Source organism: Variovorax cryoconiti, from assembly GCF_051216395.1.
In the GTDB taxonomy this organism is placed as follows: Bacteria; Pseudomonadota; Gammaproteobacteria; order Burkholderiales; family Burkholderiaceae_C; genus Variovorax.
This window is the reverse complement of record NZ_JBPJZI010000003.1, coordinates 359636-384664: the sequence shown is the minus strand read 5'-3', so window position 1 is coordinate 384664 and position 25029 is coordinate 359636. Positions and strand designations below refer to the sequence as shown.

The 25029-nt window shown below is 68.6% G+C and carries 22 protein-coding genes; 8 read left to right on the top strand and 14 right to left on the bottom strand.

Annotation, left to right across the window (positions count from 1 at the left end):
• Positions 1–182 precede the first annotated feature (182 nt).
• The 4 genes from glgX to ACSFA2_RS10865 are packed head-to-tail and all read left to right on the top strand — an operon-like array spanning position 183 to position 7555.
• Positions 183–2252, top strand: a complete 2070-nt coding sequence (gene glgX, locus ACSFA2_RS10880) for a glycogen debranching protein GlgX (RefSeq protein ID WP_435455338.1) — start codon at positions 183–185, stop codon at positions 2250–2252.
• A 26-nt stretch (positions 2253–2278) separates the two neighbouring features.
• On the top strand, positions 2279–3583 hold the full coding sequence (gene glgC, locus ACSFA2_RS10875; RefSeq protein ID WP_435455337.1) for a glucose-1-phosphate adenylyltransferase: 1305 nt from the start codon (positions 2279–2281) through the stop codon (positions 3581–3583).
• Complete coding sequence (glgA, locus tag ACSFA2_RS10870; protein WP_435455336.1) at positions 3583–5049, top strand: glycogen synthase GlgA; 1467 nt, start codon at positions 3583–3585, stop codon at positions 5047–5049. Before glgC ends, glgA begins: the two co-directional genes overlap by 1 nt.
• A gap of 31 nt (positions 5050–5080) precedes the next feature.
• Positions 5081–7555, top strand: coding sequence for a glycogen/starch/alpha-glucan phosphorylase (locus tag ACSFA2_RS10865; protein ID WP_435455335.1), 2475 nt, complete (start codon positions 5081–5083; stop codon positions 7553–7555).
• Positions 7556–7665: 110 nt separating this feature from the next.
• On the opposite strand, the gene ACSFA2_RS10860 is transcribed toward ACSFA2_RS10865, so the two are convergent.
• Genes ACSFA2_RS10860 through ACSFA2_RS10845 form a run of 4 tightly spaced genes read right to left on the bottom strand, consistent with a single transcriptional unit; the run spans position 7666 to position 10288 of the window.
• Positions 7666–8121 (bottom strand): ExbD/TolR family protein, encoded by a 456-nt coding sequence (locus ACSFA2_RS10860; RefSeq protein WP_435455334.1) that lies wholly within the window; start codon positions 8119–8121, stop codon positions 7666–7668.
• Between the two features lie 13 nt (positions 8122–8134).
• Positions 8135–8827 (bottom strand): MotA/TolQ/ExbB proton channel family protein, encoded by a 693-nt coding sequence (locus tag ACSFA2_RS10855; RefSeq protein WP_435455333.1) that lies wholly within the window; start codon positions 8825–8827, stop codon positions 8135–8137.
• 16 nt (positions 8828–8843) lie between these two features.
• Positions 8844–9677, bottom strand: coding sequence for a 4-hydroxy-tetrahydrodipicolinate reductase (dapB, locus tag ACSFA2_RS10850; protein ID WP_435455332.1), 834 nt, complete (start codon positions 9675–9677; stop codon positions 8844–8846).
• A 56-nt stretch (positions 9678–9733) separates the two neighbouring features.
• Positions 9734–10288, bottom strand: coding sequence for an outer membrane protein assembly factor BamE (locus tag ACSFA2_RS10845; protein ID WP_435455509.1), 555 nt, complete (start codon positions 10286–10288; stop codon positions 9734–9736).
• 84 nt (positions 10289–10372) lie between these two features.
• On the opposite strand from ACSFA2_RS10845, the gene fur reads away from it, so the two are divergent.
• Positions 10373–10792, top strand: coding sequence for a ferric iron uptake transcriptional regulator (gene fur / locus ACSFA2_RS10840; RefSeq protein ID WP_435455331.1), 420 nt, complete (start codon positions 10373–10375; stop codon positions 10790–10792).
• Between the two features lie 18 nt (positions 10793–10810).
• Here the strand turns inward: fur and hprK are convergent, their stop codons facing one another.
• The 4 genes from hprK to ACSFA2_RS10820 form a co-directional block, all read right to left on the bottom strand.
• A complete protein-coding gene (hprK, locus tag ACSFA2_RS10835) occupies positions 10811–11767 on the bottom strand; it encodes an HPr(Ser) kinase/phosphatase (RefSeq protein ID WP_435455330.1) in 957 nt (318 codons plus the stop codon).
• A 19-nt stretch (positions 11768–11786) separates the two neighbouring features.
• Entirely contained in the window at positions 11787–12254 is a 468-nt protein-coding gene (locus ACSFA2_RS10830; RefSeq protein ID WP_435455329.1) for a PTS sugar transporter subunit IIA, read from the bottom strand.
• A 94-nt stretch (positions 12255–12348) separates the two neighbouring features.
• Complete coding sequence (gene hpf / locus ACSFA2_RS10825) at positions 12349–12678, bottom strand: ribosome hibernation-promoting factor, HPF/YfiA family (RefSeq protein ID WP_435452290.1); 330 nt, start codon at positions 12676–12678, stop codon at positions 12349–12351.
• A gap of 318 nt (positions 12679–12996) precedes the next feature.
• Positions 12997–15117 carry an ATP-dependent helicase gene (locus tag ACSFA2_RS10820; RefSeq protein ID WP_435455328.1) on the bottom strand — a complete coding sequence of 707 codons (2121 nt, stop codon included), beginning with the start codon at positions 15115–15117 and terminating at the stop codon, positions 12997–12999.
• 216 nt (positions 15118–15333) lie between these two features.
• Here ACSFA2_RS10820 and corA point away from each other — a divergent pair, with 216 nt between their 5' ends.
• Positions 15334–16323: a magnesium/cobalt transporter CorA gene (gene corA, locus ACSFA2_RS10815; protein WP_435455327.1), complete on the top strand. Its 990-nt coding sequence runs from the start codon at positions 15334–15336 to the stop codon at positions 16321–16323.
• 97 nt (positions 16324–16420) lie between these two features.
• Here the strand turns inward: corA and ACSFA2_RS10810 are convergent, their stop codons facing one another.
• The 6 genes from ACSFA2_RS10810 to ACSFA2_RS10785 all read right to left on the bottom strand — a co-directional run bounded on the left by ACSFA2_RS10810 (position 16421) and on the right by ACSFA2_RS10785 (position 22356).
• Entirely contained in the window at positions 16421–17161 is a 741-nt protein-coding gene (locus ACSFA2_RS10810) for a 5'-methylthioadenosine/adenosylhomocysteine nucleosidase (protein ID WP_435455326.1), read from the bottom strand.
• Positions 17158–18837 carry a long-chain-fatty-acid--CoA ligase gene (locus ACSFA2_RS10805; RefSeq protein ID WP_435455325.1) on the bottom strand — a complete coding sequence of 560 codons (1680 nt, stop codon included), beginning with the start codon at positions 18835–18837 and terminating at the stop codon, positions 17158–17160. The genes ACSFA2_RS10810 and ACSFA2_RS10805 overlap by 4 nt, the downstream gene beginning before the upstream one ends.
• 75 nt (positions 18838–18912) lie before the next feature.
• On the bottom strand, positions 18913–20337 hold the full coding sequence (locus ACSFA2_RS10800) for an NAD(P)(+) transhydrogenase (Re/Si-specific) subunit beta (RefSeq protein ID WP_435455324.1): 1425 nt from the start codon (positions 20335–20337) through the stop codon (positions 18913–18915).
• Positions 20334–20660: an NAD(P) transhydrogenase subunit alpha part 2 gene (locus ACSFA2_RS10795; protein WP_435455323.1), complete on the bottom strand. Its 327-nt coding sequence runs from the start codon at positions 20658–20660 to the stop codon at positions 20334–20336. Before ACSFA2_RS10795 ends, ACSFA2_RS10800 begins: the two co-directional genes overlap by 4 nt.
• 3 nt (positions 20661–20663) lie before the next feature.
• The gene (locus tag ACSFA2_RS10790; RefSeq protein ID WP_435455322.1) at positions 20664–21794 is read right to left on the bottom strand and encodes a Re/Si-specific NAD(P)(+) transhydrogenase subunit alpha; all 1131 of its coding nucleotides are present in this window, start codon (positions 21792–21794) and stop codon (positions 20664–20666) included.
• Positions 21795–21909: 115 nt separating this feature from the next.
• Positions 21910–22356, bottom strand: a complete 447-nt coding sequence (locus ACSFA2_RS10785) for an outer membrane protein assembly factor BamE (RefSeq protein WP_435455321.1) — start codon at positions 22354–22356, stop codon at positions 21910–21912.
• Positions 22357–22593: 237 nt separating this feature from the next.
• Between ACSFA2_RS10785 and ACSFA2_RS10780 the strand changes: the two genes are divergently transcribed.
• A complete protein-coding gene (locus ACSFA2_RS10780; RefSeq protein WP_435455320.1) occupies positions 22594–23322 on the top strand; it encodes a response regulator transcription factor in 729 nt (242 codons plus the stop codon).
• Positions 23319–25028 (top strand): FecR family protein, encoded by a 1710-nt coding sequence (locus ACSFA2_RS10775; RefSeq protein WP_435455319.1) that lies wholly within the window; start codon positions 23319–23321, stop codon positions 25026–25028. The genes ACSFA2_RS10780 and ACSFA2_RS10775 overlap by 4 nt, the downstream gene beginning before the upstream one ends.
• The last annotated feature ends 1 nt before the right edge of the window (position 25029 follow it).

Here is a 25029-nt window from a genome sequence, read left to right as displayed (position 1 = left end):
ACACGCGCGGCCCTGATCCGCCTTTCGCTGCGGTGCTCGCCGCAGCCGGACAGTCGCCCACAGGCCTACCGCCCACCGACGTGGACGCGATCGTGGTGCATCCCTCTCCGGCGAGCGCCATCGTCGCCCGGCCCGCACCGCCTGCCGGGCGACCCACGCAAAGCCAATAAGCTGAACAAAAAATGCTGACCCCCGGCCTCCCCTACCCCCTGGGCGCAACCCCCGACCCCAGAGGCATCAACTTCGCCCTCGCCGCCCCGCACGCCACCCGGGTGGACCTCTGCCTGTTCGACAACACTGGCCATAGCGAGCAGCAGCGGCTACCGCTCCCCGCCTGCACCGACGGCGTCTGGCACGGCCGCTTCCCTGGCGCCGCCGCCGGCCTGGTCTACGGTTACCGCGTCCACGGCCCCTGGGCGCCACACGAGGGCCAGCGCTTCAACCCCGCCAAGGTGCTGCTCGACCCTTACGCCCGCGAGATCGTCGGTCGCTACGACGGCAGCGATCTGTTCCTGGGCCATCTGCCGGGCGATCCGTCGCAGCGGGACACGCGCGACAACGCTGCGGTCGCGCTCAAGGCCCGCGTCGCCGCCGGCCTGGGCGTGTCGACCATGGCGCGCCCACGCATGGCGGCCGCCGAACGCGTGATCTACGAACTGCACGTGCGTGGCCAGACGCGCCGGCACCCGGGTGTGACGCCAGACCTGCAAGGCACCTACGCCGGCCTGGCCGAGCCCGCCGTGCTCGATCACCTGCAGCAACTCGGCGTGACCACGCTCAGCCTGATGCCGGTGCAGCACCGCGCCGACGAGGAGCGGCTGCTCAAGATGGGCCTGAGCAACTACTGGGGCTACACCACCATCGGCTGGTTCGCACCCGAGGCGCGCTACTGGAGCGGCCGGGCCGGCACCACGCCCGCCAGCGAGTTCCGCGCGATGGCCGACGCGATCCATGCCCGCGGCATGGAACTGGTGATCGACGTGGTCTACAACCACAGTGCCGAAACCGACGAGCTCGGCCCCACGCTGTCGATGCGCGGTATCGACAACGCGCTCTACTACCACCTGCGATCCGGCGATCGCGCGCGCTACGAGAACTGGACCGGCTGCGGCAACTGCCTGAACTTCGCCGAGCCGCGCGTCGTGCAGCTCGCCACCGACAGCCTGCGCCACTGGGTGACGGAACTCGGCGTCGACGGCTTCCGCTTCGACCTGGCGACGGTGCTGGCGCGCCGCACCGGCGGTGACTTCGACCCGCGCGCGCCCTTCCTGGCCGCCGTCGCGCAAGACCCGGTGCTGTCGCGCGCGCTGCTGATCGCCGAACCCTGGGACATCGGCCCCGGGGGCTACCGCGTCGGCGAGTTCCCGCCGGGCTGGCTCGAATGGAACGACCGCTTTCGCGACACGCAGCGCAGCTTCTGGCTGCGCCATGGCGCCGGCCTGGGCGACTTTGCGCACCGCTTCACCGCGTCGAGCGGGCAGTTCCGGCACAGCGGGCGGGCGCCCACGGCCAGCGTCAACTTCGTCACCGCGCACGACGGCTTCACGCTGCGCGACCTGGTCAGCTACAACGAGCGGCACAACGGCGCCAACGGCGAAGGCAACCGCGACGGCAGCGGCAACAACCTCAGTCGCAACGGCGGCGTGGAAGGCGAAACCGACGACCCCGCCGTGCTCGCGCTGCGCGCCCGCATGCAACGTGCGCTGCTCGCCGCCTTGCTGCTGTCACAGGGCACGCCGATGCTGCTGGCCGGCGACGAGATCGGCCACACCCAGCAGGGCAACAACAACGCCTACTGCCAGGACAACCCGACGACCTGGCTCGACTGGGACCATGCCGATGCCGGGCTGCAACGCTATGTCACCCGCCTGCTGGCCCTGCGCCGCGAGGCCGCGCCCCTGCGCAGCGCCCGCTGGTGGCCGGCCGACACCCACCCGGCCCACCCCGGGCTGCGGTGGCTGTGCCCCGAGGGCAGCGACATGGCGCCGGCGAACTGGGCGCGCGACGACCGCGCGGCGCTGATGGTGCTGTTCGACGCACCGCCGACCGAGGTGGCATGGCTCGTGCTCGTCCACGCCGGCACCGAGGCCGTCGACTTTGCCCTGCCGCCCGGCCGCTGGACGCGCCGGCTGGCGAGCGATGACGAGGGTGCACCGGAGCGGCCGATGGCCACCACGGAACGATTGCCACCGGGAACGCTGTGGCTGGCGCACAGGGTGCGCGACGGCGATCCCGGTGCTACGCTGAGTTGACGAACCACAGAAGCGAGACAAGAGACATGTCCGACGACGCAACGACCCGGTCCCTGCAGGCCCATCAACTGGTTCGCCGCACCATCGCCGTGGTGCTGGCCGGCGGCCGGGGCTCGCGCCTCAAGCAGCTCACCGACCGGCGCGCCAAGCCGGCGGTGTACTTCGGCGGCAAGTTCCGCATCATCGACTTCGCCCTGTCCAATTGCCTGAACTCCGGCATCCGGCGCATGGCGGTCGTCACGCAGTACAAGTCGCATTCGCTGATGCGCCACCTGCAGCGCGGCTGGAGCTTCCTGCGCGCCGAGCTCAACGAGATGGTCGACGTGCTGCCGGCCCAGCAGCGCACGGGCGACGAGCACTGGTACCGCGGCACGGCCGATGCGATCTACCAGAACCTCGACATCCTGCAGACACGCTCGACCAAGCACGACTACGTCGTGGTGCTGGCCGGCGACCACATCTACAAGATGGACTACTCGGTCATGCTGATGGACCATGTGAAAAGCGGCCGCGCCTGCACGGTCGGCTGCATCGAGGTGCCGCGCATGGAAGCCACCGCCTTCGGCGTGATGGCGGTCAACGAAGACCGAACCATCACCGACTTCCTCGAGAAGCCCGCCGACCCGCCCGCGATGCCCGGCAAGCCCGACATCGCGCTGGCCAGCATGGGCATCTACGTCTTCGACGCCGCCTACCTCTACCAGCTGCTCGAGGAAGACAACGCCAACCCCGCCTCGAGCCACGACTTCGGCAAGGACGTCATCCCGCGCGCCGTGGTGCAGGGCCGGGCGCAGGCCCATCCGTTCAGCCTGTCGTGCGTCACGCGCGGCGCGCGCGGGCCCGATGCGCCGGTGTACTGGCGAGACGTGGGCACGATTGATGCATTCTGGGCGGCCAACCTCGATCTGGCGTCCATCACCCCCGAGCTCGACATCTATGACACCGACTGGCCCATCTGGACCTACCAGCGGCAACTGCCCCCGGCCAAATTCGTGCTCGACATCGACGGCAACCACGGCATGACGGTCAACACCATCGTGTCGGGGGGCTGCATCGTCTCGGGCTCGCAGGTGAAGGATTCGGTGCTGTTCTCCAATGTGCGCATCCATTCCTTCTGCGACGTGAAAGAGGCGGTGCTGCTGCCCGATGTCGAGGTCGGCCGCGGCGCGCGGCTGGCGAAGGTGGTGGTCGACCGCGGTTGCGTCATCCCCCCGGGCATGGTGGTCGGCGACGACCCGACGGCCGACGCGGCGCGCTTCGAGCGCACCGACACCGGCGTGGTGCTGATCACGCGCGAGATGCTCCAGCGCCTCGAGACGCCGACGCCCTGATGCGCGTCCTCCAGGTCAGCGCCGAGTTCTTTCCCCTTCTCAAGACCGGCGGGCTGGCGGATGTCGCCGGCGCACTGCCGATTGCGCTGGCCGCGGCGGGCCAGGAGGTGCGGGTGCTGCTGCCAGGCTTCCCGTCCATCCTGGCCGGCCTGAGCGACGCGACCGTCGTGGCCGAGATCGAGGCCCCCTGGGGCCAGCGCGCCCGGCTGCGCGCCGGGCGCATCGCCGCGGCCGGGGCGGGGGCCGCACATGTCACGGCCTACGTGCTCGACGCGCCCGCGCTGTACGACCGCCCCGGCACGCCGTACGAAGACGCCTCGCGCCAGCCCTACGCCGACAACGCGCGCCGCTTCGCGCTGCTCGGCTGGGCCGCGGCCCGCCTGGCGCGCGGCCTCGACCCGAGCTGGCAGCCCGACGTGGTGCATGCGCACGACTGGCATGCCGGCCTGGCACCGGCCTATCTCGCCTTCGACGCCGCGGCGGGCGGGCCGCGCGTCGGCAGCGTCTTCACCGTGCACAACCTGGCCTACCAGGGCGTGTTCCCGCCCTCGGACTTCTCCGGCCTCGGCCTGCCGCCCGCGGCCTTCGACGTGAACGGGCTCGAATACCACGGGCAGCTGTCGTTCATGAAGTCCGGCCTCTACTTCGCGGACCGCCTGACCACCGTGAGTCCCACCTATGCGCGGGAGATCCAGACACCGGAACAGGGCTGCGGCCTCGACGGCCTGCTGCGCGGCCGCAGCGGCGTGCTCACCGGCATCCTGAACGCGGTCGACGACGCCGTCTGGGACCCGGGCACCGACCCCCTGCTGCCCCATCCCTACGACGTGCGCCGGCCCGGCGGCAAGGCGCTGTGCAAGGCCGGCCTGCAACAGGAACTGGGCCTGGCGACCGACCCCGACGCCCCGCTCTTCGTGATGGTGAGCCGCCTCACCGAGCAGAAGGGCCAGCACCTGGTGCTGGACGGTCTCGACGCGCTGATCGCGCAAGGCGGCCAGCTCGCGTTGCTGGGCAATGGCGAGCGCTGGCTCGAAGACGCGTTCCGCGAACGCGCCGTCGCGGCACCGCAGTCGGTGCACGCCACCATCGGCTACAACGAGCGCTTCGCCCACCGGCTCTTCGGCGCCGGCGACGTGACCCTGGTGCCCTCGATGTTCGAGCCGTGCGGACTGACACAGATGTACGGCCTGAAATACGGTAGCCTGCCGCTGGTGCACCGCGTGGGCGGGCTGGCCGACACGGTGGTCGACTGCACGCTGGAAGACATCGCCGACGGCCACGCCACCGGCTTTGTGTTCGACGACTTCGATGCCGACGGCTACGGTCGCGCGCTGCGCCGCGCCATCGCGCTGTACCGCCGGCCCGCCGACTGGCGCCGGGTCCGAAGCACCGCGATGCGGCGGCCAGCCGACTGGCAGGCTGCCGCGGCACAGTACATCGGCGTGTACGAGCAATCGCGCGCCTGACAACCCTTTCACTTCAACCCTCCCCACCACCATGACGATCGAAGAATTCGCCTACGACCATCCCGACCGCGACGTGGCCGCGTTCAAGCGCGCGGTGGCCAACAAGCTGATCTACGCCGTCGGCAAGGACCCCGTCGCCGCCAGCCCCGACGACTGGCTCAACGCCACCGCGCTGGCCGTGCGCGACCAGCTGGTCGAACGCTGGATGGCCACCACCCGCGCCAGCTATGCGCAGGACCTGAAGCGCGTGTACTACCTGTCGATGGAATTCCTCATCGGCCGCACCTTCACCAATGCGTTGCTGGCCCTCGAGCTGCAGGACATCGTGAAGCAGGCGCTGGCCGACTTCGGCGTCGACATCGCGGCCATCGCCGAACGCGAACCCGACGCCGCGCTGGGCAACGGCGGCCTTGGCCGGCTGGCCGCCTGCTTCCTCGATTCGATGGCCACGCTGGGCGTGCCGGGCTTCGGCTACGGCATCCGCTACGAGTACGGCATGTTCCGCCAGAAGATCGTCGACGGCCAGCAGGTCGAGACGCCCGACTACTGGCTCACGCGTGGCAACCCCTGGGAATTCCAGCGACCCGAGGTGACCTACCGCGTGCGCTTCGGCGGCCACGTGCAGAAGCGCGACGACCGGACCGGCGCGGCCGACTGGGTCGACACGCACGACGTGCTGGCGGTGGCCTACGACACCATCATCCCCGGCTACGGCACGCAGGCGACCAACACGCTGCGGCTGTGGTCGGCCCGCGCCACGGAGGAGATCGACCTGTCGGCCTTCAACCGCGGCAACTACATGCAGGCGGTGGAGAGCAAGAACCACTCGGAGAACGTCTCGCGCGTGCTCTACCCCGACGACTCGACCGCCTCGGGCCGCGAACTGCGCCTGCACCAGGAATACTTCTTCGTCAGCGCCAGCGTGCAAGACCTGCTGCGCCGCTACCTGCGCACCCACACCACCTTCGACAAGCTGCCCGAGAAGGTCAGCATCCACCTGAACGACACGCACCCGGTGCTGGCCGTGCCCGAGCTGATGCGCCTGCTGCTCGACGAGCACGGCCTCGACTGGGACACCGCGTGGGCCCACACGCAGAAGGTCTTCAGCTACACCAACCACACGCTGATGCACGAGGCGCTGGAGACCTGGCCGGTCGAGATGATGGGCCGCATCCTGCCGCGCCATCTGCAGATCATCTACGACATGAACGCGCGCTTTCTCGCGCTGGTGACGCAAAAGGCCGGCGACGATGTCGAGTTGCCGCGCCGCCTGTCGTTGGTCGACGAGGCCGGCGAGCGGCGCGTGCGCATGGCCTACATCGCAGTGTTGGCGAGCCACTCGATCAACGGCGTGTCGGGGCTGCATTCGGAACTGATGAAGCAGTCGATCTTCGCGGACTTCAACAAGATCTTCCCCGAGCGCTTCAACAACAAGACCAACGGCGTGACGCCGCGGCGCTGGCTGGCGCAGGCCAACCCTTCGCTGGCCGGCCTGCTCGATGCGCGCATCGGGCGCGGCTGGCGGCGCGACCTGACGCAGCTCGAGGCCCTGCGCCCGATGGCCCAGCAGGCGCCCTTCGTGCGCGCCTTCCGCCACGCCAAGCGCGAGAACAAGCTGCGCCTGGCCAACTGGATCGAGCAGCACATGGGGATCGTGGTCGACACCGACGCGATGTTCGACGTGCAGGTCAAGCGCATCCACGAGTACAAGCGCCAGTTGCTCAACGTGCTGCACGTGGTGTCGCGCTACCAGCGCATCGTCGCCGCCCACGAGGCGGGCCAGGCCAGCGACCTGGTGCCGCGCGTGGTGGTGTTCGCCGGCAAGGCGGCGTCGGCGTACCACGCGGCCAAGCTGGTGATCCGGCTCATCAACGACGTGGCGGCCGTGGTCAACAACGATCCGCGCGTGGGCAAGCTGCTGAAGGTGGTGTTCCTGCCCAACTACAGCGTGAGCCTGGCCGAGATCATCATGCCGGCGGCCGACCTGAGCGAACAGATCTCCACCGCCGGCACCGAAGCCTCGGGCACCGGCAACATGAAGTTCGCGCTCAACGGCGCGCTCACCATCGGCACGCTGGACGGCGCCAACGTCGAGATGAAGGACAACGTCGGCGACGACAACATCTTCATCTTCGGCAACACCACGCCGCAGGTGGCCGACATCCGCGCCGGCGGTTACCAGCCGCGCACCTTCTACGAATCGAACCCCGCGCTGCAGACGGTGCTCGACGCGATCCGCGACGGCGTCTTCTCGCCCGGCGAACCGGCGCGCTACCAGGGCATCTTCGACACGCTGGTGAACTGGGGCGACCAGTACCTGCTGCTGGCGGACTACGCGAGCTACGTCGCCACGCAGGAACGCGTCGATGCGCTCTACCGCGACGCCGACGCGTGGACCCGCATGGCGATTCTGAACGTGGCCGGCATGGGCGCCTTCTCGTCGGACCGGACCATCGCCGAGTACGCGCACCAGATCTGGAAGACAAAGCCGGTGGCTTTGGGCTAACCCCCGGGGCTTGCCCACTTCGTGTGGCTGCGCCCTCCCCCTTCCAGGGGGCAACACCAGCGGCCCGGCAAAGCCGGTTCCGCGGTGTTCCACGAAAAGACGCTGCCCCCTCAGCGAGCAGGTGGCGTCTCAGTCACGAAGCCGATGCGGCTGAGCCCGGCCTTGTTGGCGATGCCCATCAGCGCGACGATGCGGCCGTAGGGCACGGTCTGGTCGGCGCGCAGCTGCACCTCGGTGTCGCGGCTGGCTGCGGCGGCGCTGGCCAGGCGCGTCGCCAGTTCGTCTTCGGTGACGGATTGGTCATTGACGAAGACCTGGCCCTGGGCGTCGACCGCCACGCTGACGGACTTCGGCACATCGCCCGTCTTGCCGGCATCGGTGCGCGGCAGGTCGAGGCGGATCGAACTCGCCATCAGCGGCGCGGTGATGATGAAGATCACCAGCAGCACCAGCATCACGTCGACCAGCGGCGTCACGTTGATGTCCGACATCGGCCGCTGCCCGCCACCACCGGTCGCGCGGCTGCCACTGGCACCGGACCCGAGCGACGTGCGGCCGAAGCTCATGGCGCGAAGCCGATCAGACCGGCAGGGGCCGCGCCGGCGGCAGCGTTGCCGATGGCGCTTCGCCGAAGACGGCCAGCAGGTCGTGCGCGAAGCCCTCGAGCTCGACCTCGATGCGGCCGATGATCCGGCCGAACACGTTGTAGCCCAGCACTGCCGGGATCGCGACCGCCAGGCCGAAGGCCGTCATCACGAGCGCTTCCCCCACCGGCCCCGCCACCTTGTCGATGGTGAAGCCACCCGCTTCGCCGGCGATGCCGGCCAGCGCACCATGAATGCCCCACACCGTGCCGAGCAGGCCGACGAAGGGCGCGGTCGCGCCGATGGTCGCCAGCAGGATCTGGCCTGACTGCAGGCGCCGCAGCGCCGCGTGCAGCGCATCGCGCAGCGTGCGCGTGAGGCGCTGGTTGCGGTCGCCCGCGTGGCCGAGCGTGGCACCGCCTTTCTCAGCGGCCAGGGCCTTGAGCGCGACCACGGCAGGCAGCACCAGCCGCGGACCATCAAAGGCGCGAAGCCCCTGCTCGGCTTCGGTGATCGACGGTGCCTGCCAGAACGCGGCAATGCTGCGCAGCACCGCGCGCGTGCCGCCGCGCAACAGCCAGGCCTTCAGCAGGATCGCGATCCAGCTCGCCACCGACATCAGCAGCAACAGCGCCGCCACGCTGCGGCTGACGCCATCGCCCTGGGCCAGCAGCTGGAGGACGTTCATGGGTGGGAGGACGGCTTCAGCGCAGGCCGAGCACGTCGAACATGTCAAAGAGCCCGGTCTTCTGCCTGGCCAGGAAGCGCGCCGCGCGCAGGCTGCCCTGCGCGTACGTCGTGCGGCTGGCCGACTTGTGCGTGATCTCGATGCGCTCGCCGGTGCCGGCGAAGAGCACCGTGTGGTCGCCGACGATGTCGCCGCCGCGGATGGCCGAAAAGCCGATGGTCGAGGGGTCGCGCTCGCCGGTGATGCCCTCACGGGCGTACACGGCGCATTCCTTCAGGTCGCGGCCGAGTGCGTCGGCGATGACCTCGCCCATCTTCAGCGCCGTGCCCGAGGGCGCGTCGACCTTGTGGCGGTGGTGCGCCTCGATGATCTCGATGTCGTAACCGGTCGACAGCGCCTTGGCCGCCATCTCGAGCAGCTTGAAGGTGACGTTGACGCCCACGCTCATGTTGGGCGCCATGACGATCGCGATGTCCTTGGCGATGGTGGCGATCTCGGCTTTTTCGGCGTCGCTGAAACCCGTGGTGCCGATGACGGCCTGCACGCCCAGTTCGCGGCAGACCGCCAGGTGCGCCAGCGTGCCTTCGGGGCGGGTGAAGTCGATCAGCACCTGCGCGTCTTTCAGGCCCGCGCGCAGGTCGGAGGCGATGGCAACCCCGCTCGTGAAGCCGAGGAAGGCCGCTGCGTCGGTGCCGACGGCAGCGCTGCCGGGCACATCGAGTGCGCCGGCCAGCCGGAGGTCGTCGGCGCTGCGCACCGCTTCGATGAGCATGCGGCCCATGCGGCCGGAGGCCCCGGCGACGGCGATGCGGCGCGCGGCCGCGGAGGGGGAGGAAATGGGTTCGGTCACGCGGATTCAGCCTTCGGAGGGGAGAAACGCTCGACGCCGCCGAACGGCGGCCACGCTCAGCGCGTGGGTTCGAGCGGCGGGTAGCTTGGCGGCAGCGGAGGCAGCGGCACCGCAGGGGTGCCGGCGGTCGCGTCCTTCTTGGGCGGATCGAATTTCTTCAGCTGGTCCTCGGACGCTTCCAGCTCAGGCACCTTGCCGCTGAAGCGGCGGGCGTCCAGCCGGGCCACGAAATCCTTCTCGCTGGGCATCTCGTCGCCCACGAATCGTTCGAGCACTTCGCCCTTGAAGAACAGTGTCAGGCGGCGTTGCTGTTCTTCGACGCCCTGGCGACGGATGGTGAACACGTAGTCCCAGCGATCGGCATGAAACACATCCGTCAGCAGGGAGGTGCCGAGGATCTCGCGCGCCTGCTGGCGCGACATGCCGGGCTTGAGCGCGTCGACCTGTTCCTTCGAGACGAAATTGCCCTGCACCACCTCAACCTTGTAGGGCGTCACGGCATACAGCATGCCGCGGGTGCGATCGGTCATGCTGCCGCAGGCGCCGAGCGACAGGCTCGCAAGCAAGGCGGCAGCCAGCAACCACAGGCGCGTTTGGGGATTGGCAAGCATCGGAAAAAGGGGGAGCGATATGATCGACCCATTGTAGCGGCAGCCCTTTTCGGGGCCGTCCACACGGCTGGCGCAGGAAAGACCATGGGCAACATCGACGAACTCAAGAACACCGGCCTCAAGGCCACGCTGCCTCGGCTGAAGATCCTCGAGATCTTCCAGGCCGGCGCCCAGCGCCACATGACCGCCGAAGACGTGTTCCGGGTGCTGCTCAACGAGCACTCCGACATCGGCCTGGCCACCGTGTACCGCGTGCTCACCCAGTTCGAGCAGGCCGGCATCCTGGAGCGCAGCCATTTCGAGAGCGGCAAGGCCGTCTACGAACTCAACGAAGGCACGCACCACGACCACCTGATCTGCACCTCGTGCGGCAAGGTCGAGGAGTTCTACGACGCCGAGATCGAGCGGCGCCAGCAACTGATCGCCAAGGACAAGGGCTGGATCCTGCAGGACCACGCCATGTCGCTGTACGGCCTCTGCGCCGACTGCACCGCCCGCCGCTGATCGCGGCTAGTCGGGCAGCTAGTCGGCCCCGCCGGCTTCCATCGCCTTGTGGTGCCGCGCCACGAAGTCGGCATACGTGTCGATGCCGCGCAGCTGCAGGATGGAGTTGCGCACCGCCGCCTCGACCAGCACCGCAATGTTGCGGCCAGCCACCACCTGGATGATCACCTTGCGCACCGGGATGCCCAGCACGTCCTGGGTCAGCGGCGCGGCCGGCATGCGCTCGTAGTCGCGCTCGAAGCTGTCGCGGCGCACCAGGTGCACGATCAGCTTCAGGCGCATCTTCCGGCGCACCGCCGTCTCGCCGAAGATGGCGCGGATGTCGAGCAGGCCGATGCCGCGCACCTCCAGCAGGTTCTGCAGCAGCTCGGGGCACTTGCCCTCGATGGTGTTCTGGTTGATGCGAAAGAGGTCGACCGCGTCGTCGGCCACCAGGCCGTTGCCGCGCGAAATCAACTCCAGGCCCAGCTCGCTCTTGCCCAGCCCGGACTCGCCGGTGATCATCACGCCCAGGCCCAGGATGTCCATGAACACGCCGTGCATCGAGGTGCGTTCGGCGAAGTGCTTGGACAGGTAGGCCCGCAGCAGGTCGATGACGTAGGCCGAGCCGTCGCGCGTGGCGAAGAGCGGCAACTGGGCCCGCTCGCAGATCGACAGCAGCTCGTCCGGCGCGGCCTGCCCGTCGGCCAGCACCAGCATCGGCGGCTCGAGCGTGACGATGCGGGCGATCCGGCGCGCGCAGTCTTCGGCGGTTCCCCGCGTCAGGTAGGCGATCTCGCGTGCCCCCAGGATCTGGACGCGGTACGGGTGGATGTAATTGAGGTAACCGACCAGGTCGGCGGCCGATTGCGCCTGGCTGATGACCTCGGCGTCGAACTGCCGCTCGGAGGCCCCGAGCCCGGCCAGCCACTCCCAGCGCAGCGAGGCGCGGAACTCCTCGAACATCGCGTCCGCGCTGATGACCGTCGGCTTCATGCGCGGCCCACGGCGAAGGTCAGGCGATCTGGGCGGATTGCCAGCCGGCGATGAGGGCGTGCAGCGCGCCCGCGTCGGTGCTCGACTTGATCTGCTCGCGCAGGCTGGCGTCGCTGAGCAGCTCGGCGATCTCCGAGAGGATTTCCAGGTGCTTCTGCGTGGCGGCTTCGGGCACCAGCAGGAAGATCAGCAGCACGACGGGTTGCTCGTCCGGCGCATCGAAGCCGATGGATTGCGCAAGCTGGAACACGGCGGCCATCGGCGACTTCAGCCCCTTGATGCGGCCGTGCGGGATCGCCACACCGTGGCCCAGCCCGGTCGACCCCAGCCGTTCGCGTGCGAACAGGCTGTCGGTGATGAGCGCGCGGCCGAGGCCGTGCAGGTTCTCGAACAGCAAGCCGGCTTCCTCGAAAGCACGTTTCTTGCTGGTGGCGTCGACGCTCACGAGGACTTGAGCGGGCGGCAGGATGGACGCGAGGCGATTCATGTGTGGGGGCAGAGCGGGGGCGATTATGCACCCCCACCGTAAAAAGCAAAGGGCCACCCGGAGGTGGCCCGCAAGAGTATTTGCCCGAAGACGGTTACATCAGGCGCTTGGGCGCCGCGTGATGGTGATCCTGCAGGCGGTCCTTGTGGCGCACCACCTGGCGGTCGAGCTTGTCGACCAGTTCGTCGACGGCGGCATAGAGATCAGCGTGGCTGGATTCCGCGAACATGTCGCTGCCCTTCACGTGGATGTTGCATTCAGCCTTCTGGCGGCGCTCCTTCTCCTTCTGCTTTTCCACCGTAAGAATCACCTTGACATCGACCACCTGATCGAAGTGCCGGGTGATCCGGTCCAGCTTGGTGGTGACGTAGCTGCGCAGCGCAGGCGACACGTCGAGGTGATGACCGCTGATCGTCAAATTCATGAATGACCTCCAGATTGACGGTTGGGGAAATGCCCAGCGCTCCGGGATTGGGGCGTGAGCGGCGAGATTCGGTGCGGGGGGGTGAAAGCGGAAAGAACGAGAAAGAAGAGAAGGTCGGTTCACTATGCCCAAGGCCCCGGCGTATTGCAATGCCCCTGTCACATCCGCTCTCACTTCTTTTGGCACCAACCCGGCCCAGCTACCAATTGCATAGCATCCGCCTCAGGCACTGTCACCGCTGCCAGCGCCATGTACACCAAAGGCCGCCTGTCGAGCAGCCCTCCTGCCGACCCCGGCATGTCACCGCGCAGGTGACGATCAGCGCCAGGCCGCGCGCATCCGGGCGAGCAGGTCGATCGCCGCAGCCGGCGCCGGCACGTGCGGCGCCTGGACGGGCGGCGGCGGCCAGGTGCAGCGCTCGAAGCGGGCGGCATCCGCCTCGGTGATGAAGCGGCTCCGTCCCGCGTACAGGTGCCGGTCGCCGCGGGCGGACTGCTGCGTCACGTAGAAGCGCTGCGGCACCAGCAGGTGCAGGTGGTCCTTGGCGCGCGTCATGGCGACATAGAGCAGGCGGCGCTCCTCTTCCAGTTCCTGCGCGCCCTGGGCCACATCGGCCGGCAGGCAGCCGTCGACCACGTTCAGCACATGCACCGAGGTCCACTCCTGCCCCTTGGCCGAATGGATGGTCGAGAGGATGAGGTAGTCCTCGTCGAGCAAGGGCGGGCCGGCGCGATCACTGGTCGCCTCGGGCGGGTCGAGCGTGAGTTCGGTCAGGAAGCGCTCGCGCGAGGCGTAGCCGGCGGCCAGGCGGGCGAGCTGCTCCACGTCGCCGCGGCGCACGCCCGCGTCGTCGTGCAGCCGTTCCAGGTGCGGGAGGTACCAGGCCAGTGCGATCTCCATGTCGGCCGGCCAGGCGAGCGCCGGTGTCCGCAGCGCGGCGTAGGTGTCGGCAAAGCGTGCCCACTCGACCTGCGCCGCCGCCGGGGGCACGAAGTCCTGCACGGCGACGGCCGGGTCGGCGGCGGTGTCCATCGCATCGAGCAGCCGGGTCGCCGTGGCCGGCCCGATGCCGGGGATGAGCTGCGTCACGCGGAACCCGGCCATGCGCCCGCGCGGGTTCTGCGCGAAGCGCAGCACCGCCAGCAGGTCCTTGACGTGCGAGGCCTCGAGGAACTTGAGGCCGCCGTACTTGACGAAGGGGATGTTGCGGCGTGCCAGCTCGAGTTCCAGCGCCGCGCTGTGGTACGAGGTGCGGAACAGCACCGCCTGCGACTTGAGCGCCAGCCCGCCCTCGCGGTGCGCCAGCACCCGGTCGGCCACCCACTGCGCCTGCTGCGCCTCGTCGGGCACCAGCACCAATTGCGGCCGGCCGGCGGAGGGCTTGTCGGTCCAGAGCGTCTTGGCGTGCCGCTCGGCGGCGGCGGCGATGACCGCGTTCGAGACGTCGAGGATCGGCTGCGTCGAGCGGTAGTTGCGCTCCAGCGCCACGACGCGCGCCGGCTCGCCGAACTGCGCCGGGAAGTCGAGGATGTTGCGCACCGTGGCGCCACGGAAGGCATAGATCGACTGCGCATCGTCGCCCACCACCGTGAGCCCGCGCCCGTCGGGCTTCAACGCCAGCAGGATCGCGGCCTGCAGCCGGTTGGTGTCCTGGTACTCGTCGACCAGCACATGGTCGAAGCGCGCGCCCAGGTGTGCCGCGAGCGTCGGCTCGGCCACCATGCCGGCCCAGTAGAGCAGCAGGTCGTCGTAGTCGAGCACGTGCTGCTGCTGCTTGGCCTCGACATAGCCAGCGAACAGGCGCTTGAGCTCGGCCTCCCACTCGGCGCACCAGGGGAAAGCCTGCGCCAGCACCTCGGCCAGCGGCGCGCAGGTGTTGACGGTGCGCGAGTAGATCGACACGCAGGTCCCCTTGCGTGGGAATCGCTTCGTGGTCGCGGAGAAGCCGAACTCGTGGCGCACCAGCCCCATCAGGTCCTCGGCGTCGCCGCGGTCGTGGATGGTGAAGTTCTCGTCGAGCCCGATCTGCGCCGCGTACTCGCGCAGCAGCCGCGCGCCGATGCCGTGGAAGGTGCCGGCCCAGGGCAGGGCCGGCGTGGCCTCGGCGCGCAGGCCGAGCACCTGCGCGGCGACCTGGCCGGCGCGGCGCGCCATCTCCTGGGCCGCGCGGCGCGAGAAGGTGAGCAGCAGGATGCGCTGCGGATCGGCGCCCTGCGCGATCAGGTTGGCGACGCGGTGCGCCAGCGTGCTGGTCTTGCCCGAACCGGCCCCGGCGATCACCAGCAGCGGCCGCACGTCGCCGAGCGCGGCACCGACGCCATGCTCGACCGCGGCGCGCTGGGCGTCGTTGAGCGTGGCCAGCGCGGCAGCCAGGCGCTCGGCCTGGGTCGTGGCAGGGCGCGGCGGAGAGGCGGCAAGAACGGTGTCAGGCGTCGGCATCGGAGGCCGCACTGTACTGGATGCCCATCCAGCCGCATAGCCTGCATCGACATGCTGCAGTGCCATAATCGCGCCTCGCTGCAACCCCGGAGATCTCGCATGGACAGCTATCCGTCTCGGCAGCTTTCAACTCCCTTCTGAGCGTCGTTGGCGAGGGTCTTGAAAGCGCCACCTTCCCGCCGCCAACCGCAAGACCCCATCCCCCGGGAGTGAGCCATGCTCAACATCTTCTCGCTCGCCAACGGGCGCCTCGTTCAGGAAGAGATCGAGGCCCTCGAAGAGCTGTCCCAGTTCCAGCCCATCTGGGTCGACCTCGAATCGCCGACGGTCGAGGAAAAACGCTGGATCAAGCAGTACTACGGCCTGTCCATCCCCGAAGACGCGATGGACGAGGACATCGAAGAGTCTGCCCGCTTCTACGAGGAAGACAACGGCGAACTGCACATCCGCAGCGACTTCTTGATCGACGACGACGAGAACCCGCGCTCGGTGCGCGTCGCCTTCATCCTGAACCAGCACAACGCCGAGCTGCGCAGCCGCGGCGTGCTGTTCTCGATCCACGACGAAGACGTGCCGGTGTTCCGCCTGCTGCGCATGCGCGCGCGCCGCGCACCGGGTCTCATCGAGGACGCGAAGGAAGTGCTGCTCAAGCTCTTCGACGCCGACGCCGAATACTCGGCCGACACGCTGGAGAACATCTACGACGAGCTCGAGGTGGCCGGCAAGAAGGTGCTCGAAGGCAACGTCAGCGACGAGCTGGCCGGCGAGGTGCTGGGCGCCATCGCGCGCCAGGAAGACTTGAACGGCCGCATCCGCCGCAACGTGATGGACACGCGCCGCGCCGTGAGCTTCATGATGCGCAGCCGCATGCTGAACGCCGAGCAGTTCGAGGAAGCGCGGCAGATCCTGCGCGACATCGAATCGCTGGACAACCATACGGCCTTCCTGTTCGACAAGATCAACTTTTTGATGGATGCGACCGTCGGTTTCATCAACATCAACCAGAACAAGACCATCAAGATCTTCTCGGTGGCCAGTGTGGCGCTGCTGCCGCCGACGCTGATCGCCAGCATCTACGGGATGAACATGAACATCCCCGAGGTGCAGGCGCTGGGCGGCGGCGCGTACTTCTATGTGCTGGCGCTGATGGCCGCCAGCGCGCTCGGGCCCATGTGGTACTTCCGCCGCCGTGGCTGGTTGAAATAGGCCCACCCCCGAGGGCTGCGCCCTCCCCCCTCAAGGTGGCGATGCCGACGGCCCGGCAAAGCCGGTTCCGTGGCATCTCTGGCGAAGAGCGCGCGGCTCAGTCCTTAGAGAGATTGCGCAGCAGCGTCTCGACGATGGCTGCCGAATATGGGCTGGCCACCGTGCGGATGAACTGCAGAAAATCGCCGTGCGCGGCGTCGTCCGCGCGGTCGGAGATGGTGCGCACCGCCGCGAAAGGCAGGCCGAAGTCGTGGCACACCTGCGCGAAGGCCGCGCCTTCCATCTCCACCGCGAGCGCGTCGGGCAACTCGGCCTGCAGCGCGCGGGCCTCTGCCGTGGTGGACACGAAGCGGTCGCCGCTGATGACCAGCCCCTGATGCACGCACGCCTGCGGTAACGCTGTGCGCGCCGCCTCGCACAGCGCCGCGGCCAGGTCCGCGTCGGCCGCGAAGCGGCTGCGGCCGTAGAGCGGCACCTCGTGGCGCGGAAAGATCGGCGAGGCGTCCATGTCGTGCTGCAGGAACGCGCTGGCCACCACCACGTCGCCCACCTGTACGCCGGCACCAAGGCCGCCCGCCACGCCCGTGAAGACGACGCGGCCCACCCCGAAGCGCTCGGCCAGCACCGCGGCCGTCGTGGCCGCTGCCACCTTGCCGATGCGCGCGAGCACCGCGACGACTTCATGGCCGTGGAGGTGCCCCTGCCAGAACGCGCGGCCTGCCACCACGACCTTGCGCTCGTCGGGCATGAGGTCGAGCACCGCCGCCAGCTCCTCGTGCATGGCCGCGACGATCGCGATGGGCGCGATGGACGCGTCCCCGCGCACCGCGGCGCTCACTTCTTCGCGTCGCGCAGTTCGCGTCGCAGGATCTTGCCGACCGGCGTCTTGGGCATGTCGGTGCGGAACTCGATCACCCGCGGCCGCTTGTAGCCGGTCAGGTTCTCGCGGCAGAAATCGCGCACCTGCTCTTCGGTGAGCGCCGGGTCCTTCCGCACGATGACCAGCTTGACGGCCTCGCCGGTCTTGTCGTCGGCCACGCCGACCGCAGCGCATTCGAGCACGCCCGGCATCATGGATGCCACGTCCTCGATCTCGTTCGGGTACACGTTGAAGCCCGACACCAGGATCATGTCCTTCTTGCGGTCGACGATCTTGAAGAAGCCGCGCTCGTCGACGACGCCGATGTCGCCGGTCTTGAACCAGCCGTCTGCCGTCATGACCTTGGCCGTCTCGTCGGGCCGCTGCCAATAGCCCGCCATCACCTGCGGCCCCTTGATCGCGATCTCGCCGGGCTGCCCCGGCGGGACCGGCTGGCCCGCGTCGTCGAGCAGCGTCATGTCCGTACTCGGCAGCGGCACGCCGATGGTGCCGGTGTAGGCCAGGCTGGTGGTCGGGTTGCAGCTCACGGACGGCGAGGTTTCCGAGAGGCCGTAACCCTCGCAGATCGGGCAGCCGGTCTTCTCGAGCCAGAGTTTGGCCACGGCCGCCTGCACCGCCATGCCCCCTCCGACGGACACCTTCAGGTTCTTCCAGTTCACGGTGCCGAAGTCGGGATGGTTGGCGATGCCGTTGAAGAGCGTGTTGACCGCCGGGAAGCTGTGGAAGGTGTGCTTGGACAACTCCTTCAGCGTGGCCACCATGTCGCGCGGATTCGGGATGAGGATCACCTTCCCGCCGGTGCGCAGGCCCAGCATCATGTTCACCGTGAAAGCGAAGATGTGATACAGCGGCAGCGCGCACACGCTGGTGGGTTGCTCGCCGGCCGGCACCTTCTGCATCACCGGGTCGTTCCAGGCTTCGGACTGCAGCACGTTGGCGATCACGTTGCGGTGCAGCAGCACCGCGCCCTTCGACACACCGGTGGTGCCGCCGGTGTATTGCAGCACCGCCACGTCGTCGGGGCCGATCGTCGGCGTCTTCACGCCACGCGCCGCGCCCTCGCCCAGCGCCGCATTGAAGCGCACCGCCTGCGGCAGGTCATAGGCAGGCACCAGCTTCTTGACCTTGCGCACCACGTAGTTGACGATGGTGCCTTTCAGCAGGCCCAGCCGGTCGCCCATCGCGCCGAGCACGATGTGCTTGACCGGCGTCGACGCCAGGCAATGCTGCAGCGTGGCGGCGAAGTTCTCCATGATGACGATGGTCTTCGCGCCGCTGTCCTGCAGCTGGTGCTCGAGTTCCCGCGGCGTGTAGAGCGGGTTGACGTTGACCAGGATCAGCCCGGCCCGCAGGATGCCCGCGACCGCGATCGGGTACTGCGGGCAGTTGGGCATCATCACCGCGACCCGGTCCCCCTTGACCAGCCCCAGGCCCTGCAGGTAGCCAGCGAAGGCACGGCTGTGCCGGTCGACGCTGGCGTAGCTCACGTCCTTGCCCATGAAGCTGTAGGCGGTGCGGTCGGCGTACTTCGAAAAGCTCTCGTCCATCAGCCCGACCAGCGAGCTGTACTGCGAAGGGTCGATGTCGGCCGGAACACCCGGCGGGTAGCTGCCGAGCCAGGGGCGATCGGTCATGGTCGTGTCTCCATGTCAGAAAAAAGGGGCGCGACACCGCCGCGCACGAAGCCGCTCTGCGGTTGCAGTGCGTTCCTATTCGATGGCCTTGCCCATGTCCTCGACCACCTTCTTGGCGTCGCCGAAGACCATCATGGTCTTGTCCATGTAGAAGAGTTCGTTGTCCAGGCCGGCGTAACCCGCGGCCATGGAGCGCTTGTTCACGATCACGGTCTTGGCCTTGTAGGCCTCCAGGATCGGCATGCCGTAGATCGGGCTGCCCTTGGTGTGCGCGGCCGGGTTCACCACGTCGTTGGCCCCCAGGATGATCGCCACGTCGACCTGGCCGAACTCGCCGTTGATGTCTTCCATCTCGAAGACCTGGTCGTACGGGACTTCGGCCTCGGCCAGAAGCACGTTCATGTGGCCCGGCATGCGCCCGGCCACCGGGTGGATCGCGTACTTGACGGTGATGCCCTTCTCGGTGAGCTTGGCAGCCAATTCCTTCACCGCATGCTGCGCGCGCGCCACCGCCAGGCCGTAGCCCGGCACGATGACGACCGTCTCGGCATTGCTCAGCACGAAGGCGGCGTCGTCGGCGCTGCCGCTCTTCACGCTGCGCTGCACCCCACCGCCCGTGGCCGCCGCGGTCGCATCGCCCCCGAAGCCGCCCAGGATCACGTTGAAGAACGAGCGGTTCATCGCCTTGCACATGATGTAGCTCAGGATCGCGCCCGAGCTGCCGACCAATGAGCCCGCGATGATCAGCATCGCGTTGTTCAGGCTGAAGCCGATGCCCGCCGCCGCCCAGCCCGAGTAGCTGTTGAGCATCGACACCACCACCGGCATGTCGGCGCCGCCGATCGGGATGATCAGCAGCACGCCCAGCGCGAAGCCCAGCGCGATGACCAGCACGATGTCGATCCAGCTCTGCGAATGCCAGAAACCGAACACGAAGAACGCCGCCGCCAGGCCGAGCACCGCGTTGAGGATGTGCTGGCCCTTGAACTGGACGGGCGCGCCCTGGAACAGGCGGAACTTGTATTTGCCCGAGAGCTTGCCGAACGCGATGATCGAACCGGTGAAGGTCACCGCCCCGATGAAGGCGCCGAGCGCCAGCTCGATGCGGTTGCCGCCCGGGATCGGCTCGCCATGCGCCGAGATGCCGAAGGCCCAGGGCTCGGCCACCGCGGCCACCGCGATGAACACCGCCGCCAGGCCGATCATGCTGTGCATGAAGGCGACCAGTTCGGGCATCTTGGTCATCTCGACGCGCTGCGCGGCCAGGGTGCCGGCCGTGCCACCCACCAGCAGACCCAGCAGCACCCAGCCCAGGCCGAGCACGCTGCCGTGCGCCAGCTCGACGATGAGGGCCGCCGTGGTAACAGCTGCGATCGCCATCCCGGCCATGCCGAACATGTTGCCGCGGATCGAGGTGGTCGGATGGCTCAGGCCCTTGAGCGCCTGGATGAAGAAGACCGACGCCACCAGGTACAGCAGCGTGACCACATTCATGCTCATGCTGTGTCTCCCTTGGAGGCAGCAGGCGCCTTCTTCTCTTTCTTCCTGAACATTTCCAGCATGCGTCGCGTGACCAGGAAGCCGCCGAAGACGTTGACCGCCGCCAGCGCCACGGCCAGCACGCCCATGGTCTTGCCCAGCGTGGTCTCGGTGAGCGCGGCGGCGAGCATGGCGCCGACGATGACGATGGCGGAGATGGCGTTCGTCACCGCCATCAGCGGCGTGTGCAATGCGGGCGTGACGGTCCAGACCACGTGGTAGCCCACGTAGATGGCCAGCACGAAGATGATCAGGTTGATGACGGTATGGGAGACGGGATCCATGGCCTACTTTCTTGTGACTTGACCGTCTTGGGTCATGCGGCAGGCGACAACGATGTCGTCTTCCAGATCGATCTTCAGGCCGCCCTCCTTGGGCAGGATGAGCTTGAGGAAGTCGAGCACGTTGCGCGCATAGAGCGACGAGGCATCCGCTGCCACCCGCGCGGGCAGGTTGGTCTCGCCCACCAGGGTGACGCCGTGCTTGACCACCGTACGGTCGGTCTCGGTGAGCGGGCAGTTGCCGCCCACGCCGTCCGGACCCTTGCCTGCGGCGATGTCCACGATCACCGAGCCCGGCTTCATCGACTGGACCATCTCCTCGGTGATGAGGGTGGGCGCGGCGCGGCCGGGGATGAGCGCGGTGCTGATGACCACGTCGGCCTGCGCCACGCGCTTGGCGACCTCGGCCTGCTGGCGCGCCAGCCAGCTCGCCGGCATCGGCTTGGCGTAGCCGCCCACGCCCACGGCCGCTTCCTTTTCCTCGTCGGTGTCGTAGGACACCTCGATGAACTTGCCGCCGAGCGACTCGACCTGCTCCTTGACGCTCGGGCGGACGTCGCTCGCCTCGATGACCGCCCCGAGCCGCTTGGCGGTGGCGATGGCCTGCAAGCCGGCCACGCCCACGCCCAGGACGACCACGCGCGCCGCCTTCACGGTGCCGGCGGCCGTCATGAGCATCGGGAAGAAGCGCTGGTAGGCGTCGGCCGCGATCATCACGGCCTTGTAGCCGGCGATGTTGGCCTGGGAGGACAGCACGTCCATGCGCTGGGCACGGGTGGTGCGCGGCGCGGCTTCGAGCGCGAAGGCCGTGGCACCGGCCGTGGCCAGCCGCTGCAGGCCGGCGGCATCGAAGGGGTTGAGCATGCCGACGACGACAGCGCCCGGCTTGAGCAGGGCCGATTCGGCTTCCGACGGGGCGCGCACCTTGAGCACGACCTCGGCAGCGAAAGCGCCCGCGGCATCGGTGATCTGTGCGCCGGCCGCCTCGTAGGCCGTGTCGGTGACGCTGGCTGCCAGGCCCGCCCCCGACTGCACCACCACCGCATGCCCCTGCGCCACCAGCTTCTTCGCCGTCTCGGGCGTCACGCTCACTCGGGTCTCGCCAGCCGCTGTCTCGGCCGGTACGCCTATCAACATGGTGAATCTCCTCGGGGCAGGCGGGCTGCGTTGTTTTTCGTGGCGCAGCTTACCCGAAGAAATTCGTCAAGCCGGCCGTGCATTCCCGCCCCGGTCGCCGACACACGCCGAGGGCTCAGCGCGCCGTCTCGGCCGGCTTCTGCCCCGTCAGGGACGGCGACAGCCACTGCCCGCACTCGTCGGGGCGCCAGTGGAACCGGCGTGCGACATAGGCGGTGTCGAAGATCACCTTGTAACGGCAGGTCGTGATGCCGCCGCCGCTGTACAAATGAAAGATGTAGTCCCATTCGCGCACGCCCGCGATCCCCTCGCTGAAATGCGGCGGTCCGAACCATTGCAGAAGGTGCGCCTTGCGCACGCCCGGTTCGATCTCGTACAACACGGTGCGATCGGGAAAGATGCCTTCCGGCCGCGTCGCGCTCGACCGGGGCGCAAAGACAACTTGCCGGACTTCGCCGGTGTCGGTCAGTCCCTCGCTCAGGGGCGCCGCGCAACCTGCCAGCATGGCCAGGGCGAAGAGCGCCGTCACGGCGACCTGTGGGCGACCGAAGCTGAAAAACATGCTGCCCAACTTTCTCTCCCCGTCTGCGGCGTCAGCCGACGAAGGCGCACTGTAAGCACGGCGCCGCCCTCACTTCGGCACACGGGGCCTGAAAACGGAACTTTGGCACTTAATGACATTTGTTAACCATTGAGATTCCATTCCGAACACTAGTTGACAGTTGCAATCCTTGCCACAATGGTGTCCGACGGTATCGGGCACCTAGACTCGTGACGTCGACTAAGGGAGTGATAAAAAATGCGCATAGCTGCACTGGACGACGAATCGGGTCAGCTCGACCTGATCCAGTCGACGATGGAAGGTATTGGCCACGAATGCCATGGCTTTTCCGACGGCCGATCCCTGCTGCGCGAGCTTCGCCAGCAGACCTATGACTTGCTCATCCTCGACTGGACACTGCCGGACGTTCAAGGTCCCGGCGTCGTCAAATGGATCCGGGAAGACCTGAACAGCCGTCTTCCCATCCTGTTCGTGACCAACCGGCGCGAAGAGGCCGACATGGTCGAAGGCCTGAGCGCCGGCGCCGACGACTTCATGGTCAAGCCGATCCGCGTTGCGGAACTGGAGGCCCGCGTCAAAGCGCTGTTGCGGCGCGCCTACCCCGCCCAGCACGAGCCTGAACTCGTCTTCGGCCCGTACCACTTCTTTCCGCAGTCGCGGCTGCTCAAATTCAAGGGCGAGCCCGCTGAGCTCAAGCACCGTGAGTACGAGTTGGCCCTGTTCCTCTTCCAGAACCTCGGCCGCCTGCTGTCGCGCGAGCATCTGCGTGAAGCGGTCTGGGGGCTGGGCGCCGAGAACCCGTCGCGCTCCCTCGACACCCACATCTCCCGCCTTCGCACGAAGCTCGACCTTCGACCTTCGAACGGCTTCCTGCTGTCGGCGATCTATGGCCTGGGCTACCGGCTCGAAGCGATCGACGGCACCGACCTTTCCGGCACACGCGAGCCCCACGACGACCTCCCATGAGGCGCCTGCTGGTGTTTCGCCGGCACCTGCCCGCGATGCGGCTGGCCGGGCTGCTGGCCGGGCTGTTGACCCTAGGCAGCGTGCAGGCGGCGTCGCCCAACAGCGATCTGCGGCACCGCGTGGTGGCGGGCGATACGTTGCAGACCCTGGGCGAACGCTACCTCCGGGCGCCCTCGCAATGGCGTGAGCTGCAGGCGCCCAACAAGATCTCCGACCCGCAAGCGCTGGTGCCGGGCACCGTCGTTCGGATACCGCGCCGGCTGCTGCGGCCCGCCGGCGTCGCGACGGCCAAGGTCGAGTTCGTCGAGGGCCAGCCGGTCGGCACGACGTCGGCCGCCGACGATGCGAGCACCCCGCTGGCCGCGGGCGACGCCATCGGTGAAGGAACGCGAATTCAGGTGCCGAAGGACGGCTACCTCCGGCTGCGCCTGGCCGACGGTTCGGTCGTTCGGGTGCTGGCGGAATCCGACGTAGAACTCAAGCGGCTGCGCAGCAAGCGCACGACAGGCCCCTACGAGTCGGTGATCGACGTGCGCCGCGGAAAGGTCGAATCCGATGTCGCGCCGCAGCCGAAGGGGCGGCGCTTCGAGATCCATGCACCGGGCGCCGTCGCCAGCGTCCGCGGCACGCGCTTCGATGTCACGGTCGCCGCGGACGGCCGGGTCTCCACCTCGGTGGCCGAAGGCATCGTGAAGGTGCAGCCACGCAAACCCAAACACCGCGGCGCGCGCAGCGCCGATGTCCAGGCCGGGCAAGGCGCGGTGGTGGCCACCGATGGCCAGTTGGACAAGCGGCCGACCCTGCCCGACGCGCCAGATTTGTCCGCACTGCCCACGACCTTCGAGGACGCCGCCCTCTTCATCCTCCACCTGCCGGCGCCGCGACCGACCGTGGCTGGCTACGAGGTGCGCATCGCGCGCGACACCGGCATGCAGGCGGTGGCGCGCAACGGCCTGTTCCCGAGCGAGCGCGTGCAGTTCCCGGCGCTGGACGACGGCGACTACCTGCTCGGCGTGCGCGCCGTCGATGCCGACGGGCTCGCCGGCGCCGAATCCCGCCTGGCCATCCGCATCCACGCACGCCCGGTGCCGCCGCTCTACCAGGCGCCCGCGCCGGGCGCGCGCATCACCGGCGACACCGGCCAGCTCATCTGCTCCGACGTGGCAGGCACCGCCGGCGTGCACCTGCAGGTCGCGCCCCGGTCCGACTTCACGCGACCGGTGATCGACGAGGTGCGCCAGGGCCCGTGCCGCTTCGGCATCGCCGCGCTTTCGCCGGGCGACTACGGGTGGCGCACGGCGTCGGTCGTGAGGGACGCGGACGGCACGCTTCGGCGCGGCCCCTTCGCCGCGCCCCAGCCCTTCTCCGTGGTCGACGCGCCGAGCGTGGGGGGGATCGACGTCGACGACGACAGCGAAAGCCCCACGCTGCGCTGGCAGGCGGAAGCGGGGCAGACCTTCCGCGCCCAGTTGGCGCGCGACGCCGACTTCGCCGCGCCGCTGCTCGACGTGGAACTCGACACACCGCGCTGGACCTTGCGCGACGTGCCGCGCGGCAGCTACCACGTGCGCCTGCAGGCCCGCGACGCGTCGGGCCTGGTCGGGCCTTTCTCCCCGGCCCGCCGCGTCCACATCGGTCCCGTGGTGCGCACCCTCGACGGCGGCACGCTCGGCTCGAGCGACGGCCTGCCGGTCGGTCGCCCCTGAG

Bases quoted from the DNA above. Each gene is read 5' to 3' on its own strand.
- glgX (WP_435455338.1), top strand. From the start codon at position 183: ATGCTGACCCCCGGCCTCCCCTACCCCCTGGGCGCAACCCCCGACCCC.
- glgC (WP_435455337.1), top strand. From the start codon at position 2,279: ATGTCCGACGACGCAACGACCCGGTCCCTGCAGGCCCATCAACTGGTT.
- glgA (WP_435455336.1), top strand. From the start codon at position 3,583: ATGCGCGTCCTCCAGGTCAGCGCCGAGTTCTTTCCCCTTCTCAAGACC.
- ACSFA2_RS10865 (WP_435455335.1), top strand. From the start codon at position 5,081: ATGACGATCGAAGAATTCGCCTACGACCATCCCGACCGCGACGTGGCC.
- ACSFA2_RS10860 (WP_435455334.1), bottom strand. From the start codon at position 8,121: ATGAGCTTCGGCCGCACGTCGCTCGGGTCCGGTGCCAGTGGCAGCCGC.
- ACSFA2_RS10855 (WP_435455333.1), bottom strand. From the start codon at position 8,827: ATGAACGTCCTCCAGCTGCTGGCCCAGGGCGATGGCGTCAGCCGCAGC.
- ACSFA2_RS10845 (WP_435455509.1), bottom strand. From the start codon at position 10,288: ATGCTTGCCAATCCCCAAACGCGCCTGTGGTTGCTGGCTGCCGCCTTG.
- fur (WP_435455331.1), top strand. From the start codon at position 10,373: ATGGGCAACATCGACGAACTCAAGAACACCGGCCTCAAGGCCACGCTG.
- hprK (WP_435455330.1), bottom strand. From the start codon at position 11,767: ATGAAGCCGACGGTCATCAGCGCGGACGCGATGTTCGAGGAGTTCCGC.
- ACSFA2_RS10830 (WP_435455329.1), bottom strand. From the start codon at position 12,254: ATGAATCGCCTCGCGTCCATCCTGCCGCCCGCTCAAGTCCTCGTGAGC.
- hpf (WP_435452290.1), bottom strand. From the start codon at position 12,678: ATGAATTTGACGATCAGCGGTCATCACCTCGACGTGTCGCCTGCGCTG.
- ACSFA2_RS10820 (WP_435455328.1), bottom strand. From the start codon at position 15,117: ATGCCGACGCCTGACACCGTTCTTGCCGCCTCTCCGCCGCGCCCTGCC.
- corA (WP_435455327.1), top strand. From the start codon at position 15,334: ATGCTCAACATCTTCTCGCTCGCCAACGGGCGCCTCGTTCAGGAAGAG.
- ACSFA2_RS10805 (WP_435455325.1), bottom strand. From the start codon at position 18,837: ATGACCGATCGCCCCTGGCTCGGCAGCTACCCGCCGGGTGTTCCGGCC.
- ACSFA2_RS10800 (WP_435455324.1), bottom strand. From the start codon at position 20,337: ATGAGCATGAATGTGGTCACGCTGCTGTACCTGGTGGCGTCGGTCTTC.
- ACSFA2_RS10795 (WP_435455323.1), bottom strand. From the start codon at position 20,660: ATGGATCCCGTCTCCCATACCGTCATCAACCTGATCATCTTCGTGCTG.
- ACSFA2_RS10790 (WP_435455322.1), bottom strand. From the start codon at position 21,794: ATGTTGATAGGCGTACCGGCCGAGACAGCGGCTGGCGAGACCCGAGTG.
- ACSFA2_RS10785 (WP_435455321.1), bottom strand. From the start codon at position 22,356: ATGTTTTTCAGCTTCGGTCGCCCACAGGTCGCCGTGACGGCGCTCTTC.
- ACSFA2_RS10780 (WP_435455320.1), top strand. From the start codon at position 22,594: ATGCGCATAGCTGCACTGGACGACGAATCGGGTCAGCTCGACCTGATC.
- ACSFA2_RS10775 (WP_435455319.1), top strand. From the start codon at position 23,319: ATGAGGCGCCTGCTGGTGTTTCGCCGGCACCTGCCCGCGATGCGGCTG.